We start from the raw sequence: 15,208 nt of genomic DNA, 5'->3' as shown, positions 1-15,208 counted from the left end.
TGCCGACCCGGGCGAGCGCGCTCAGGCCGGCGCCTCCCGCAGCGGCGCCGGAAGCGGCAGGCCGTGCAGGATGTCCAGCCGGGACACCGCCCTGGTCAGCACCACGTACAGGCGGCCCGCCCCGCGCGCCTCGGCGGCCACGATCGCGGCCGGTTCGACCACCACCACGTGGTCGTACTCCAGCCCCTTGGCCAGCGTCGCGGGCAGGACGGTCACCCGCACCGCGCCGGTCGGATCCGGCGCCTCCGCCGTCGTGGTGGCGATGTCGGCGGCGGCCAGCGCGGCGGCCAACGCCGGGATCCGCGCGTCGTCCGCGATCACCCCGATCGAGCCCGGCCGCTCCAGCGCGGCGCGCACCGCCACGACCGCCGCGGCGATCGGGTCGGCCACCTCGCGGATGCTCAGCTCGCCGTCCTCGCGCAACGACCGGGCCGCGGGCACGTCCACGTCCAGGCCCGCGAGCAGCCGGTTCGCCAGCGCCACGATCACCGCGGGCACCCGGAAGCCGACGGTCAGCGGTGCCACCTCGGCCTCGGGTCGGCCCAGGTGGGTGAGCAGCTCGGGCCAGGTGCGGGCGGACCAGGGCGTGGTGCCCTGGGCCAGGTCGCCGAGCACGGTCACCGAGCCGGAGCCGATCCGCCGGGCCAGCGCGCGACACTGCATCGGGGACAGGTCCTGCGCCTCGTCGACCACCACGTGACCGTAGGTCGGCGGCCGTTCGATCAGGCCGGCCAGCTCGTCCAGCAGGACCAGGTCGGCGGCCGACCAGCGGGCGCTGCGCCACGAGCGCGGCGGCCGGGTCCACCGGATGGCCCGCTGTTCGTCGGCGGTGAGGATGCCGTCGACGGCGGCCGACGCGTGCGGGTCGGTGAGCAGCTCGGCGAGAACCTGCTCGGGGTGCGCCCTGGGCCAGCAGTGGTCGACGAAGCCGGCGACGCCCTTCGAGCCGCCCATCCGACGCAGCCAGGCACCGGTCGGCGGGCCGGAGTTGCGTTCGGCCTGGCGTTGCAGCAGGGCCACCGCGCGGGCTCGGATCCGGTCCCGGCCGACCTGGTACGGGGGATCCTCGGCGCGCACCCCCTCGACGATCCGGGTCAGTTCGTCCAGGGTGATCCGGCGCCGGTAGGAGCCGTCGGGCACCGCGACCGGCTCGATCGGGGCGACGACCCGGGCGTAGAGCGCACGGCGCAGCACGGTCGCCATCCGGGGGTCGTGTTTGACCACCTCGGCGGCGGGTTCGTCGTGGGCCCGGATCGCCTGCCGGCCGACCTCCTCGTCGATGGTGGTCTGCCGGATTCCGGTCTCGCCGAGCGCGGGCAGCACCTCGGAGATGTAGCGCAGGAAGGCCCGGTTGGGACCGACGATCAGCAGGCCGGCGCGCTGGATGCGCTGCGGGTAGGTGTAGAGGAGGTAGGCCGCGCGGTGCAGGCCGACGGCGGTCTTGCCGGTGCCGGGGGCGCCCTGTACGCAGATCGAGGCGGTCGGGTCGCGGCGGACCAGGTCGTCCTGTTCGGGCTGGATGGTGGCGACGATGTCGCGCATCGGGCCGACGCGGGGGCGGCGCAGTTCGCCGGCCAGGATCGCCCCGGGGCCGCCGGTGTCGGCCGGATCCGGCTCGGGGCTCGCGGCGAGGTGCTCGTCCTCCAGGCCGGTCAGGTCCTCGGCGGCGCCGTCGCTCCACGGCGCCCAGCCGAACCGGCGGCGGATCGCGACGCCCTGCGGGTCGCGGGCACTGGCCCGGTAGAAGGCCCTGGAGATCGGTGCGCGCCAGTCGACCACGAGCGGCGGGACCGCCGGATCGGTGCCGATCCGGCGTCGGCCGATGTGGTAGCGACCGCCGCGGTGCTCGCCGGCCGCCTCCGTTTCGACGAAGTCCAGGCGGCCGAAGAACAGTGGGGTGTCCGGGAGTTCGTCCATCTCACGGGCGCGGCTGCGCAGGGTGTATCCGAGCGCCTCGGCATCCGCGCCGGAGGCGGAGACGTCGGCGCCGGTGCGCACGTGTTCGGTGGCGCCCGCGACCATCGCGGCCATCGCCTCGCGGCAGACCTCGTGGTAGGCGCGCTCCCGGCCGAGTTCGGCATCGAGTGGCGTCATGCCGACCAGGATAATGCAACTCGGTTAAAAATGTTACCGAGTAACGCTCGTATAGCGGGCCAACCCCCCGGCCAGTCGATCGAAGGCCCGTTCCGCCGTCGCCCGGGCCACCGGATGCAGCGCCGCCGCGCGCTCGCCCGCCGCGATCCGCCGCCAGTTCTCCCGGGCCAGGATGCGCTGCACCGCGATGATCTGCCCGGCCGCCAACCGGGCCTGCATCGTGTCCTCGTCCGCGCCCGCGTCCCGGTCCCCGCCCGGCCCGTCGGCCGCCTCCGGGTCGGCGTTCGCGGCGGGCGCCGCGGCGGCCAGCGCGTCGGCCAGTGCCTCCTCCGAGCGTTCGGTGTACGCGTACAGCCGGGCCACCAGGCTCGGGGTCCCGTACAGCAGCCGATGAAAGGCCAGCACCTGTGGCTGGTCGCTGAGCCCGGTGACCGGATCGTGCCGATCCAGTCCGGCCAGGAAGTTCAGGCGCAGCGCCGTCAGCGCCGAGACGCCCTCGGGCCGACCGGCCACCACCCGACCGGCCTCGTCCTGGTGGTCGGCGAACCGGTGCAGCACCAGGTCCTCCTTGGTCGGGAAGTACCGGAACAGCGTCGGCTTGGAGACCTCCGCGGCCTCCGCGACCTCGGCGACCGACACCCGGTCGAAGCCCTTCGCCAGGAACAGGGCGATCGCGACATCGGAGATCGTCGCCGCCATCCGCTGCCGCTTGCGCTCGCGCAATCCCATCTCACCGCTCATGCGCGGCACCCTACGCCGCGTCCACGACGCCGATCTCGCGCGCGTGCAGTCCGGCGAACACCACGTCCGCCACCGACCGCGCTCCGCATCCGTCGATGTCCACCACGATCGCGTGCCTCGGGTCGGCTTCGAGCGCGAGCGCGACATGGGCCTCGGCGATGCGCTCCAGCGCGCCGCGGCGGGTCAGCCAGCCCCGGTCGTCGGCGGAGAGCACCTGCTGCGCGGACAGTCGGTCGCGCAGTGTGCGGGCCGACGCGGTCAGGTGCACCGTGACGGTCGGCTCCTCCAGCACGGCCCGGTATTCGGCGACCTGGGCGCTGAGCCTGCTCCCGTCGGCCCGGTAGATCACCGCGCCGTCGGCGGCGACGCCGGCCGCCCACGTGTGCACGATCACCGGCCCGGCCGAGCGCTGTCGTTTGACCAGCTCATCGGCCCGGAGCAGCCCGGCCAGACCGAGGCCGTATCCGGCGCGGGCGTCGAGGCGGATCGATTCGGCACGCCCGGCGATCGGCGTGCAGCCGAGCGCGGTGCCGAGGGTGTCGGCGAGCGCGGCGCCACCCGCGCCGGGCGGCCCCTCGATCGCGATGAACGTGTGGTGGTCGGTGCGCCCGGCGGGAGCGGGCCCTGCGAGCGTGGTCGGGGTCATCGCGTGTCCTGGTTCGCTGGGATGGCCGTCGGTCGCGGACGGACCCGTCCGACCCTCGATGCCGCACCCGCCGGCGTCCGCCCCATCGGCAGACACTGCCGGCCCGGCACCGGCACGTCGCCGGCCGTCGCCCCTCCACGGTGCCTGATCCCGTGATGCCCCCGCAGGATCGACCGGGCGAACATCAGGCAACCACGAGGGTACCCGTCGGGGCGCTCCGACATCGAACTCGCGCTGCGTGAAGGCCCGTTCACACACGCACAGCACGCATTCCCGGACCTTTCCCACCGCGCCACGACGGCGTCGGTCCCACCCGCGCCCGCCGATCGCCGAAGCCCCCCGCCATGCTGATCCGCCGCCCATCCGGACAAACCAGACGGTCCCTCGGCTAAGCTCCCCGGATGTCACACGTTCCGACGGTCGCCGAGGTCACCGCACTGCACCGGGCGTACGCGCCGACCCGAGCGGCCTTCGAAAAGGTGCACACCCATTGCGGGATCGTCTGGCGGATCGCCGAGCAGTTGCTCGACGGACCCGCCGGCGCCGGCGTGGACCGGGACCTGGTCCGAGCCGGGTGCCTGCTGCACGACATCGGGGTCTACCGGCTCTACGACGAGGACGGCCGACTGGACGGCGCCAACTACGTACGGCACGGACTGCTCGGCGTGGAGATCCTGCGCAAGGAGGGCCTGCCCGAGTCGCTGCACCGGTTCTGCTCGTGTCACACCGGCGTCGGACTGACCCGGGACGACGTGCTGAGCCGGCAGTTGCCGATCCCGGTGGACGACTATCTCGCCGAGTCGGTCGAGGAACGTCTGGTGATGTACGCGGACAAGTTCCACAGCAAGTCCAACCCGCCGCGTTTCCTGCGCCCGGACACGTTCGCCGCGAAGATTCGGCGCTTCGGGGACGACAAGGTGGTCGCCTTCCAGGCCCTGGCAGACGAGTTCGGCACTCCCGAACTCGACGCGCTGTCAGCCGAGTTCGGCCATCGCGTCACCTGAGTGGGGCCGCCACGACGGCTGTTGGGCGTCACCGCCGGGGGTGACCGGCCCGCCGCCGGTCTCTCATGGGTCCGGCGGCGGGGGTCGTCGGGGGCTCGGCTGCCGGGGGACGGCGGCAGCCGAGCGGCTCAGCTACCGAAGTAGTTGTCGAAGTTCTTGGAGAATTCCAGGTTGTTGAAGCGGTCCCAGTTGATCGACCAGGTCATCAGTCCGCGCAGGGTGGGTCGCACGCCGTGCGGCGTGTAGCCGCCGCAGTTGCTGCCCTTGGTCAGGCAGTCGAGTGCCTTGTTCACCTCGGTGGTGGACACCCATCCGTTGCCCGCCTGGACCGAGGCCGGCATGCCGATCGCGACCTGGTCGGGTCGCAGCGCCGGGAACACGTTGTTCGTGTTGCCCGCGACCGGGAAGCCGGTGAGCAGCATGTCCGTCATCGCGATGTGGAAGTCCGCGCCGCCCATGCTGTGGTACTGGTTGTCCAGGCCCATGATCGAGCCGGAGTTGTAGTCCTGGACGTGCAGCAGGGTCAGGTCGTCGCGCAACGCGTAGATGACCGGCAGGTAGGAGCCGCAGCGCGGGTCCTGGCCGCCCCACTGGCCGGAGCCGTAGTACTGGTAGCCCATCTGCACGAAGAACGTCTCGGGTGCCATGGTGAGCACGAACCGGCTGCCGTACTTGGCCTTGAGCGTCTTGACCGCCGAGATCAGGTTGACGATCACCGGCGTGGTCGGGTTCTTGAAGTCGGTGTCACCGGTGTTCAGCGACAACGAGTGGCCCTCGAAGTCGATGTCCAAGCCGTCGAGTCCGTACTCGTCGATGATCCCGCCGACCGATTGCACGAACTTGTCCCGTGCGGCGGTGGTGGACAGTTGCACCTGGCCGTTCTGGCCGCCGATCGAGATCAGCACCTTCTTGCCGGCCGCCTGCTTGGCCCGGATGGCGGCCTTGAAGTCGGCGTCGCTCTCCACGCTCGGGCACTCGGTGACCGGGCAGCGCACGAACCGGATGTCACCGGAGGTGACCGACGTCGGCTCGCCGAAGGACAGGTTGATCACGTCCCAACTCGCGGGCACATCCGCCATCTTGGTGTAGCCCGCGCCGTTGGCGAAGCTCGCGTGCAGGTAGCCGACCAGGGCGTGCGGGGGCAGTTGGCCGCCTCCGCCGTCGGAGCCGGTGGTGGCGGTGACGGCCGCCGACTTGGCCGACTCGCCGGCCGAGTTGGTCGCGCTGACCCGGAAGCTGTACGCGGTGGACGCGGCCAGGCCGGTCACCGTCGTGCCGGTCCCGGTGACCGTCAGGTCCGGCGCGCCCTCGCGATAGACCTTGTAGCCGGTCGCCCCGGGCACCGCGTTCCAGGACAGCGGCACGGTGGTCGCGGTCGGGGTGCCGGCGGCGAGGCCGGTGGGAGTGGCCGGGACTTCGACGACGCCCGTGGTGGTCGCGCTCACGGCGGCCGACCTGGGCGACTCGCCGGCGGTGTTGGTCGCGGTGACCTGGAAGCTGTACGTGGTCCCCTGGGCCAGGCCGGTGACGGTCGCGCCGGTGCCGGTGACCGTCTGGGCCAACGCGCCGTCGCGGTAGACCTTGTAACCGGTCGCCCCGGGCACCGCGTTCCAGGTCAGCGGCACACTGGAGGCGGTGGGCGCGCCGGCGGCCAGGCCGGTGGGCGCGGCCGGGATCTGGGTGCCGCCGGGGCCGGTCAGCGACAGATCGTCGGCGTGGTAGGCGCCCGTGCCGTACCAGCCGTGCGTGTACAGGGTGACCGACGTGGTGTTCGCGCCGGTGCGGAACGTGGTGCTCAGCCGGGTCCAGTCCGGTGCGGAGCCGGTCCAGGTGGCGGGGTCGGTGGTGCCGGTGCCGGTCGCGCCGAGGTAGACGTAACTGCCGCGCAGCCAGCCGGAGATCACGTAGTCGGAGTTGGGCAGCACGGCGACCGTCTGCGTGCAGCGCGCGTTGTCGCTGCCGGCCGGGGTCGCCTTCAGGGCCGAAGTCCCGCCGTGTACGGGGGTGCTGACGGTGGCTCCGCTGCCGGCGCTGCACGTCCAGCCGGTCAGACCGGATTCGAAGCCGCCGTTCTGCACGAGTTCGGCCGCGGCCGCGACATCGGCATCGGCGGTGCCGCCGGCGGCGGTGAGCATCGCGGCGGTCAACAGGGCGGTGCTTGCGGCGGCGACGAGGGAGCGCAGCCGTTTGGGGGGACGAACGCTGGTGGATCCGGACATGGGATTCCTCGCGTGGTCGGGACGGAACGGAGCAAGGTGGGGCCGCGCCCGGGCCGGTCGCGTGGTCCGGCCCGGGCGCGACGCGCTACGGGAGCGTGTCGAGGTGCGGGCCGACCGTGTTGGAGAACTGGTTGCCGTTCAGGGCGTCCCAGTTGGTCGACCAGGTCATCGCGCCGCGCAGGCCGGGGTAGGTCTTGCTCGGCTTGAACGTGCCGCACCCGGTGCCCTTGGCGAGGCAGTCGAGCGCGTTGTTGACCACGCCCGGCGAGACGTAGCCGGATCCGGCGCCGCGCGGGGAGGCGGGCAGGCCGAGGCCGACCTGCGAGGGGGCCAGGCCGCCTTCGAGTTGGATGCAGGCCAGGCCGGTCATGAAGTCGACCGTGCCCTGGCTGTACACCTTGCCGTCACAGCCGAGCATCGCGCCGCTGTTGTAGTACTGGGTGTTGACGACGGTCAGGATGTCCTTGATCGCCAGCGCGGTCTTGAAGTACTCGGTGCCGGTGGACTGCATGTCCAGCGTCTGCGGGGCCATGGTGATCACCAGGCCGGCGCCGACCTTGCCGGACAACGAGCGCAGCGCCTGGGACATGTAGGTGGAGTTGATGCCGTTTTCCAGGTCGATGTCCACGCCGTCGAAGCCGTAGGTCTGGATCAGCGTGTACAGCGTGTTCGCGAAGTTGTTCGCCGACGAGGAGCTGTTGACCGAGACGGTGCCCTTCTCGCCGCCGACCGAGATGATCACCTTCTTGCCGGCCGCCTTCTTGGCCGCGATGTCGGCCTTGAACGCCGCCTCGGAGTAGTTCAGCGCCGGGTCCAGGGTGAACGAGACGCCGCCGGGGGTGCTCGTGGCGTCCGCGAACGAGACGGCGATGATGTCGTACTCGGCGGGCACCTGGGCGATGGTCTGGATGGTGGCGCCGTTGTTGAAGTTCTGCCAGTAGCCGGTGAGCACGTGCTTGGGCAGTTGGCCGCCGCCGCCACCGGTGCCGGTGGTCGCGGTCACCGCGGCCGACTTGGCCGACTCACCCGCCGAGTTGCTCGCACTGACCTGGAAGTTGTAGGAGGTGGACGCGGTCAGGTTGACGGCCGTCGCACTCGTCCCGGACACGGACTGCACCTTCGTGCCGTCCTGGTACACGTGGTAACCGGTGGCGCCGGGAACGGAGTTCCAGGACAGCGGCACGCTCGACGAGGTCGGGGTGCCGGCGGCCAGGCCGGTCGGGACGGCCGGGATCTGGGTGCCGCCGCCGGTGGTGGTCGCGGTGACCGACGCCGACTTGGCCGACTCGCCGGCCGAGTTGCTCGCGCTGACCTGGAAGTCGTACGCGGTGTTCGCGGTCAGGCCGGTGACGGTCGCGCTGGTCCCGGTGACCGACTGCACCTTGGTGCCGTTCTGGTACACGTTGTAACCGGTCGCGCCGGGGACGGAGTTCCACGAGAGGGGGACACTCGTGGCGGTCGGCGCACCCGCGGCCAGGCCGGTCGGGACGGCCGGGATCTGGGTGTTGCCGCCGGGGCCGGCGAGGGTGATGTCGTCGGCGTAGTAGGCGGGTTGGCCGTACCAGCCGTGTGTGTAGACGGTGACCGAGGTGGTCGAGGGGCCGGTGCGGAACGTGGTGGTGAGTTGCTGATACGTTCCGGCGCCCGGTGTCCAGGTGGACGGGTCGGTGGTGCCGGTGCCGGTCGCGCCCAGGTAGACGTAGCTGCCCTGGACCCAGGCACTCAGCGTGTAGGCCGAGTTCGGCAACACCGTGACGGTCTGCGCGCATCGGGCGTTGTCGGCGCCCGCCGGGGTGGCCTTGAGCGCGCCGGTGCCGGTATGCGCCGGGGTGCTCACCGCGGCGCCGGAGCCGGCCGAACAGGTCCAACCGGAAAGGCCGTCCTCGAAGCCGGGATTGCTCACCAGGTTGTCGGCGGCCTGTGCGCTGCCGGCCACGGCGACGGTCAGACCGGCGCCGGCCAGGGTGAACGCCGCGAGGGCGGCGAGGGTGGGGCGTCCGCGGCGAGGGGACTTCGCTCGCGGAACATGCGAAACGCGTGCCACTACTGCCTCCGTGCGTGGAGAAGCGATGTGGGTGGACGTGGTACCGCTGCATGCGCGACAGCCCGCCCTGCGCGCATATTGGTCTAGGCCAAAGTGGTCCAGACCAATAGAGCGTGTCAAGGTTTTCCACCCGATCCGGGCCCGTTTACCTCGCCGTCCCCAACCGGTTACGCTCCGCAGTGCCCCGATTCCCGTCCCCACGACCGGATTTGCCGTGCGCCGAAGCGGGCGCGGCGGTGGATCAGACGTCGCGCCGGCCGAGCACGACGGCGGCGGCGAGCAGCGCGGCGACCGGCCACAGGGCGAACGCCGACCAGGCTCGGGCCGACGAGCCGGCGTCCGCGTCGACCAGCGTCGTCCAGGCGATCCGCGGCAGCACACCGCGCAGTTCGGCCAGAACGGGATTGCCGTCGGCGGGCACGAACTCGGGCAGCAGCACCGACACCGCGAAGACCGTGCCCAACGCGGCGACGGGGCCGCGCAGGAGGGCGCCGACGGCCAGGCCGACCAGCGCGGATACCGGCAACAGCAACGCCGCGGCCGCGAATCCGCGCGCCGCGCCGGGCGAGCCGATCGACATGCCCAGGCCCTCGCCGGACAACACGACCTGCGCGATGCCGAACGAGGCCGCCGCCGCGAGCACCCCGACGGCGGAGGTGACCGTGGTCAGGACGGCCGCCTTGGCGAGCAGCACCCGGCGCCGGTCCGGGACGGCGACGAACGTGGTGCGGATCAGGCCGCCGGTGAACTCGCCGACGAGGAACAGCGCGCCGACCGTGCCGGCGCCGATCATCAGCACGCCCCAGATCCCGTGGTTGAACGAGGCGCCCAGTCGATCGAGGTCGGCGCGTCCGCGCGCGCCGATCACCTGCACCCGCGAGCAGGTCAGCCAGGTGAGGCCCGCGGCGAACGGGGGTGCCAGGAGCAGCGGGAGGAACATCGTGCGTTGGCCGCGGAGTTTGAGCCATTCGGCGGCGAACAGGTCACCGAAGCGGGGACCGGCGTCGGGATGGGCGGGTCGCATCACACGTCCCGGTGGCGGAGCAACATCGGCACGAGGATCGCGGCGAGTGCCCAACCGGCGAGCGCGGTCCAGGCCGCCGCGATCGAGGGGATACGTTCCACGATGTGTCCCTGGGTCATGATGGTCAGGCGTCCCCAGGCGTACGCCGGCATGGCGTTGACCAGTTGTGCGCTCGATGCGGCATCGAGCAGCGGGAGCCGCCCCCTGATCGCCACCGGGCCGAGCAGGAAGAAGACCAGAACCGCGAACACGACTCCGGCGGTGTGGCGGACGATCATGGCCGCCGCCACGCCGATCAGTGCGCACATCGGGACCATCACCGTGGTGCCCGCGATGCTGCGCACGACGCCCGGGGTGCCGAAGGAGAAGCCGGTGATCCGGTCCGAGTAGGCGACGAAGGTCGCGCCCCAGGCACCGATGCCGATGATCAGGCCGAGCAGGGCCAGCACGCCGCTCAGTACGACCATCTTGGCGAGCAGGACCCGACCTCGGGCCGGCACCGCGATGAAGGTGGTCCGGATCAGTCCGCTCGCGTGCTCGCCGGCGATCGTCATCGCGCCGATCGTGCCGGCGGTGGCCATCAGCAGCAGGAACCTGGGGAAGGGTAGGGCGTCATGGCCCGGGTCGACGTCCTGCCTCTGCCGGGCGGACAGGGTCGGCCAGGCGTCGTGGGTGATCGATGCCGCGTCGTAGGCGAAGTAGACGTACAGCGGCACCAGCAGGGCGAGCACGATCGGGGTCGAGCGCAGCGAGCGGAGTTTGAGCCATTCGGCGGCGATCAGGTCGCGCCGGCGGGCCGGGGCCGTGGCGGACGGGGTCGCGGCGGGTGTGGTGGTGGTCATCGTCGTGCGCCTCCTTCGGAACTGGCGGCGCGAAATTGCACGCTCTCGGCGGTGAGTTGCATGAACGCCTCCTCCAACGACCCGCCGCGGGCCATGACCTCGTGGACCATCACCCGGTGGGTGAACGCGAGTTCGTTGACCCGGGCGGCGGTCGGTCCGGCCACCGCGAGCGTGTCGGGGCCGATCCGGCGTACCGACGCGCCGGCGTCGGTGAGCACGCCGGCCAGGGCCTCCGGGTCGGGGGTGCGCACGGTGACGCCGGCGTCGGCGCGCGCGGCGAAGTCGGCGAGGGACTCGTCGGCGATCAGCCGACCCGCGCCGATCACCACGAGGTGGTCCGCGGTGTGTTCCATCTCGCTCATCAGGTGACTGGAGACCAGTACGGTCCGGCCCTCGGCCGCCAATTCGCGAAAGAGCCCGCGGGCCCAGCGGATGCCCTCCGGATCCAGGCCGTTGGTCGGCTCGTCGAACAGCAGCACCGGCGGGTCGCCGAGCAGGGCGGTGGCGATGCCCAACCGCTGCCGCATGCCGAGCGAGAAGCCGCCGATCCGCCGCGCGCCGGCCGCGCTCAGGCCGACCGTGGCCAGCACCTCCCGGACCCGGCCCCGGGGCAGGGCGTTGCTGCGGGCCAGGGCTGCCAGGTGCACGTTCGCCGTCCGGCCCTTGTGCACGTCGTTCGCGTCCAACAACGCGCCCACGTGCCGCAGTCCGGTGCCGAACGTGCGAAACGCTCGACCGTCGATGGTCGCGGTGCCGCCGGTCGGAGTGTTCAGGCCGAGCAACATCCGCAGCGTGGTGGTCTTGCCGGCCCCGTTGGGGCCCAGGAAGCCGGTCACCCGGCCGGGCCGCACCGAGCAGGTCAGGCGGTCCACGGCCGGGGCACCGCGGCCGTAGCGCTTGGTCAATTCGTGGAATTCGATCACGCCGTCGAGCCTGCCGGTGGCCGGGGCGTGCGCACATCGGCCCACGGCCCGGGTGGGGTTGCGCCCATGGGATGCAGCCCGTGGGCTGATTCCGGCGGCGGGGGTGCCGGCTAGCATCGGCGAGGTGCAACGAACCCTGAAGCCTGCCGCCCCGCCGTCCCGGTTGTCGCCCGGTGCGCTGACCACGCTGAGTCGGTCTGCGGTGCCCGCGTTCGCGCTGCTGGTGTACGGCACGATGCCGCAGCCCTTGCATCCGGTGTTCCTGGCGCCGGATCACTTCCTGCGTCCGGGGCGGTGGCTGCTGGTGGGCCTGGCGGTGGTGCTGGCGCTGCCGATCGGCTGGGCCGGGCGGCGGCCGCTGCCGGTGCTCGGGCTGCTGCTGGGCGAGGCGTTCGTGGCCCGGACGTTCGGGATGCGCTCGTGGCCGTTGTTCCTGGCGGCGGACGTACTGGTCTTCCACATCGCGGTCGGCTGCACCCGTCGGGTCGCGGCCGGGGCGCTGGTCGGCGTGTTGACCGGATGGGCCCTGATGGCGACCGCCTTCGTACCCGTCGGCAAGGCTTTCACCGTGCTCACCGGCCCCTCCTCCACGCTCGCGGTGGCCGCCGCGGCCGGCTGGATCCTGGGCAGTTGGATCCGGCTGCGGCAGGACCACGCCGACGCGTTGCGGGCGCAGGCGGCCATTTCGGCGGTGCAGGCCGAACGGTTGCGGATCGCCCGCGAGTTGCACGATCTGGTCGCGCACCACATCGGCGCGATCGCGATCCGGGCGGGTGCGGCGAAGCGGGTGATCGCGACCCAACCGGACGGTGCGCGCGAGGCGCTGGGGGTGATCGAGACGACGAGTCGGGAGACGCTGACCGGGCTCCGGCATCTGCTCGGCGCGCTGCGGGAGCCGGATCCGGGCGGGGGGTCGGCGGCGGACGGGCACGAACAGGCGCGCCTGGGGCCCGATTCGCGGTCTCTCGCGCCGGCACCGGGCCTGGCGGATCTGGAGCGGCTGGTGGCGAGTACGGCCGATGCCGGGGTGCGGGTCGACGTGCGGTGGTCGGGGCAACGACGCCCGCTGGCCACCGAGGTCGAGTTGTCCGCGTACCGGATCGTCCAGGAGTCGGTGACCAACGTGCTGCGCCACGCGGACGCGCGACTCTGTCGGGTGTCCGTGGACTACGGGACGCACGAGTTGGCCATCGAGATCGTCGACGACGGCGGCGGCCGGGCGACCCGGCAGCCCGGGAGCGGTTACGGCATCGCCGGCATGCGCGAGCGGGTCGGCCTGTTGCACGGGCGGTTCAGCTCCGGGCCACGGCCGGAGGGCGGCTTCCGGGTCGCCGCGAGGTTGCCGATATGACGATCCGGGTCGTGCTGGCCGACGACCAGCCGGTGGTGCGCGCCGGCCTGCGCATGCTGATCGCCGACATCGCGGACATCGACGTGGTGGGCGAGGCCGGTACCGGAGCCGAGGCGGTGCGGCTGGCCCGCGACCTCGATCCGGACGTGGTGGTGATGGACATCCGGATGCCGGTGATGGACGGGATCGAGGCGACCCGGATCATCACGGCGGAATCGGCGTCGACGCGCGTGGTCGTGCTGACCACGTTCGACGAGGACGAGAACGTCTACGGCGCGTTGCGGGCCGGCGCGGGCGGGTTCCTGGTCAAGGACATGGTGCTGGAGGACATCATCGCGGCGGTCCGGGTGGTCGCGGCCGGCGACGCGCTGATCGCGCCGGCCGTCACCCGCCGGCTGATCGCCGGGTTCGTCGATCGGGCCCCCGCGCCCACCCGGCGAAGCCGCGAGCTCGACGGCATCACCGAGCGCGAACGCGAGGTGCTGACCCTGATCGCACGCGGCAGATCCAATGGCGAGATCGCCACCGACCTCTACATCAGCGTGGCCACGGCGAAGAGCCACGTGGCCCGCCTGCTGGCCAAACTCGACGCCCGGGACCGGGTGCAACTGGTCATCGTGGCCTACGAGTCGGGATTGGTGTGAGTTCTGGATCGTGAGTCGTCGTCCGGCGCGGGCGGGTGGGCACCCGGTGGGGTCGGGCGGGTCGGAGCCGACAACACGCGCCGGAGCACGGCGAGCAGTTCGGGGCCGGCGGGCGGGTGCGGTGCGCGCCAGGCGAGGTGGCCGTCGGGCCGGACCAGGACCGCGCCGGTCGCCGGGACGCCGCAGACGCGCTGGAAGGTGCCGGGCTCCCGTTCCCGGACCGGGCCTCCGTCGAGGACGCGCACCACGACCGTCGACCCGCTCGCCTCGGCGACCTCCGCCTGTCGTCGCCAGGCCGGCTCGTCCGCGCCGATGATCAGGGTGAAGCCGGGCGCCGGTGCGAGCAGGTCCAGGGTCGAGGTGATCCCCGGCGGCCCGATCAGGCGCGTGTGCGGGAGGCGGTGGCCGGGGCCGACGGGCGCGCGGCCGTGGGCGAGGAAGGACTCGGGTCGGTGTGGGTCGTCGGGGTCGGGGACGACGGCGGTGGAGCGGTAGACGACGTCGAGCAGAAGTTCGTCGTCGATGCGGTAGCCGGACCGGGCCGCGGCGTTGGCCCGGGACAGTTCGATCACCTCGCGGGCCGGCGCGCGGCGTTCGGCCTGGTAGCTGTCCAGGAGCGCGGGTGTGGCGCGGCCGGCGACCACGGCGGCGAGCTTCCAGGCCAGGTTGTCCGCGTCGCCGATCCCGGTGTTCATCCCGTGCCCACCGGTCGGCGGGATCACGTGCGCCGCGTCGCCCGCGAGCAGGATCCGGCCGCTGCGGTAGGCGTCGGCCAGGCGGGCGTCCATCCGCCAGACCATCGTGTCGCGCACCCGCACGTCCAGATCGGCGATGCCGGCGGCGACCCGGATCAGCTCTTCGAGGCGGCGCGGGTCGGTGAAGTCCTCGTCGTCCCGCGCCTGTTCGGGGTCGAAGGGGTACTGGTGGATCCATCGGCGGTCGTTGTCGACCGCCATGAAACCGCCGCGCCCGGGTGGGGTGAGGAAGTACGAGGCGCTCGCCCGGTCGGCCACCACCGCGCCGAGCGGGGCATCGAATCGCACGCTGAGGAAGTGGCCGAGGCCGGTCGGGCCCTGCATCCCGATCCCCGCACCGGCCCGCACCGGGCTGCCCGCACCGTCACAACCGACGAGCCAGTCGGCACACACGGTGTACCGCCGACCGCCGGCACGCTCCACCAGGACGGCGCGTACGTGATCGCCCTCGTCGGTGCAGGAGACCAGCCGGGTACCGAACCGGATCCGGTCCTCCCCCGCCGCGGCCCGCGCCCGGCCGAGCAGGATCGGTTCGAGCACGTCCTGCGAACAGATCAGGCCGGGCGCGGGGGTGCGTTCCGGCTGCGGCGCGTCGGGCGAATCTGCGGGGACCACGCCGGTTCGCACGAAATCGGGGTCGACCAGGTCCCGGCCGCGATAGAAGAAGACCTGCGAGGCGGGCAGGCCGGCTCGGCGTACCTCGGCTTCGAGCCCGAGGCGGCGCAGGATCTCCATCGAACGGGCGGCGATCCCCCGGGCCTTCGGGTGGTGCGCGGTGGTCGGGTGGGCTTCGACGAGGAGGTGATCGACGCCTTGATCGGACAGCAGGGCGGAGAGGGTCAGGCCGACGGGGCCGCCTCCGACGATCAGGACGGGGGTCGCGGTCGGTCCGGTCGCCACCGGAACGGTCGTCGTCGGTAC

12 protein-coding genes are annotated in these 15,208 nt (G+C 72.4%); 3 read left to right on the top strand and 9 right to left on the bottom strand.

Translation table 11 applies throughout. The annotated features are described in order from the left end of the window. Nucleotides 1-21: 21 nt before the first annotated feature. Genes ACH4U8_RS32225 through ACH4U8_RS32215 form a run of 3 tightly spaced genes read right to left on the bottom strand, consistent with a single transcriptional unit; the run spans nucleotide 22 to nucleotide 3,481 of the window. A complete protein-coding gene (locus tag ACH4U8_RS32225) occupies nucleotides 22-2,094 on the bottom strand; it encodes a HelD family protein (protein WP_395781930.1) in 2,073 nt (690 codons plus the stop codon). Between the two features lie 33 nt (nucleotides 2,095-2,127). After that, on the bottom strand, nucleotides 2,128-2,835 hold the full coding sequence (locus ACH4U8_RS32220) for a TetR family transcriptional regulator (RefSeq protein ID WP_395781928.1): 708 nt from the start codon (nucleotides 2,833-2,835) through the stop codon (nucleotides 2,128-2,130). A 10-nt stretch (nucleotides 2,836-2,845) separates the two neighbouring features. Beyond that, nucleotides 2,846-3,481 carry a hypothetical protein gene (locus ACH4U8_RS32215; protein WP_395781926.1) on the bottom strand — a complete coding sequence of 212 codons (636 nt, stop codon included), beginning with the start codon at nucleotides 3,479-3,481 and terminating at the stop codon, nucleotides 2,846-2,848. A 401-nt stretch (nucleotides 3,482-3,882) separates the two neighbouring features. Here ACH4U8_RS32215 and ACH4U8_RS32210 point away from each other — a divergent pair, with 401 nt between their 5' ends. Next, on the top strand, nucleotides 3,883-4,485 hold the full coding sequence (locus tag ACH4U8_RS32210) for an HDIG domain-containing metalloprotein (protein WP_395781924.1): 603 nt from the start codon (nucleotides 3,883-3,885) through the stop codon (nucleotides 4,483-4,485). 128 nt (nucleotides 4,486-4,613) lie between these two features. Here the strand turns inward: ACH4U8_RS32210 and ACH4U8_RS32205 are convergent, their stop codons facing one another. From ACH4U8_RS32205 to ACH4U8_RS32185, 5 genes are all read right to left on the bottom strand, one after another. Further along, entirely contained in the window at nucleotides 4,614-6,704 is a 2,091-nt protein-coding gene (locus ACH4U8_RS32205) for a fibronectin type III domain-containing protein (RefSeq protein ID WP_395781922.1), read from the bottom strand. An 85-nt stretch (nucleotides 6,705-6,789) separates the two neighbouring features. Then, a complete protein-coding gene (locus tag ACH4U8_RS32200; RefSeq protein ID WP_395781920.1) occupies nucleotides 6,790-8,748 on the bottom strand; it encodes a fibronectin type III domain-containing protein in 1,959 nt (652 codons plus the stop codon). Nucleotides 8,749-8,989: 241 nt separating this feature from the next. After that, nucleotides 8,990-9,772, bottom strand: a complete 783-nt coding sequence (locus ACH4U8_RS32195) for an ABC transporter permease (RefSeq protein WP_395781918.1) — start codon at nucleotides 9,770-9,772, stop codon at nucleotides 8,990-8,992. Further along, a complete protein-coding gene (locus tag ACH4U8_RS32190) occupies nucleotides 9,772-10,614 on the bottom strand; it encodes an ABC transporter permease (protein WP_395781916.1) in 843 nt (280 codons plus the stop codon). Before ACH4U8_RS32190 ends, ACH4U8_RS32195 begins: the two co-directional genes overlap by 1 nt. Further along, entirely contained in the window at nucleotides 10,611-11,537 is a 927-nt protein-coding gene (locus tag ACH4U8_RS32185; protein ID WP_395781914.1) for an ABC transporter ATP-binding protein, read from the bottom strand. The genes ACH4U8_RS32190 and ACH4U8_RS32185 overlap by 4 nt, the downstream gene beginning before the upstream one ends. Before the next feature lie 124 nt (nucleotides 11,538-11,661). Here ACH4U8_RS32185 and ACH4U8_RS32180 point away from each other — a divergent pair, with 124 nt between their 5' ends. Together ACH4U8_RS32180 and ACH4U8_RS32175 are read left to right on the top strand one after the other, a co-directional pair. After that, entirely contained in the window at nucleotides 11,662-12,888 is a 1,227-nt protein-coding gene (locus ACH4U8_RS32180; RefSeq protein WP_395781912.1) for a sensor histidine kinase, read from the top strand. After that, nucleotides 12,885-13,532, top strand: a complete 648-nt coding sequence (locus ACH4U8_RS32175; RefSeq protein ID WP_360309222.1) for a response regulator transcription factor — start codon at nucleotides 12,885-12,887, stop codon at nucleotides 13,530-13,532. Before ACH4U8_RS32180 ends, ACH4U8_RS32175 begins: the two co-directional genes overlap by 4 nt. Here ACH4U8_RS32175 and ACH4U8_RS32170 read toward each other — a convergent pair. After that, nucleotides 13,511-15,187, bottom strand: coding sequence for an FAD-dependent monooxygenase (locus tag ACH4U8_RS32170; RefSeq protein ID WP_395781910.1), 1,677 nt, complete (start codon nucleotides 15,185-15,187; stop codon nucleotides 13,511-13,513). The two genes, ACH4U8_RS32175 and ACH4U8_RS32170, sit on opposite strands and share 22 nt — an antisense overlap. Between the last annotated feature and the right edge of the window lie 21 nt (nucleotides 15,188-15,208).

Source organism: Embleya sp. NPDC020886 (assembly GCF_044333915.1).
Taxonomy (GTDB): Bacteria; Actinomycetota; Actinomycetes; order Streptomycetales; family Streptomycetaceae; genus Embleya.
This window is presented reverse-complemented; position numbering and strand designations above follow the sequence as displayed.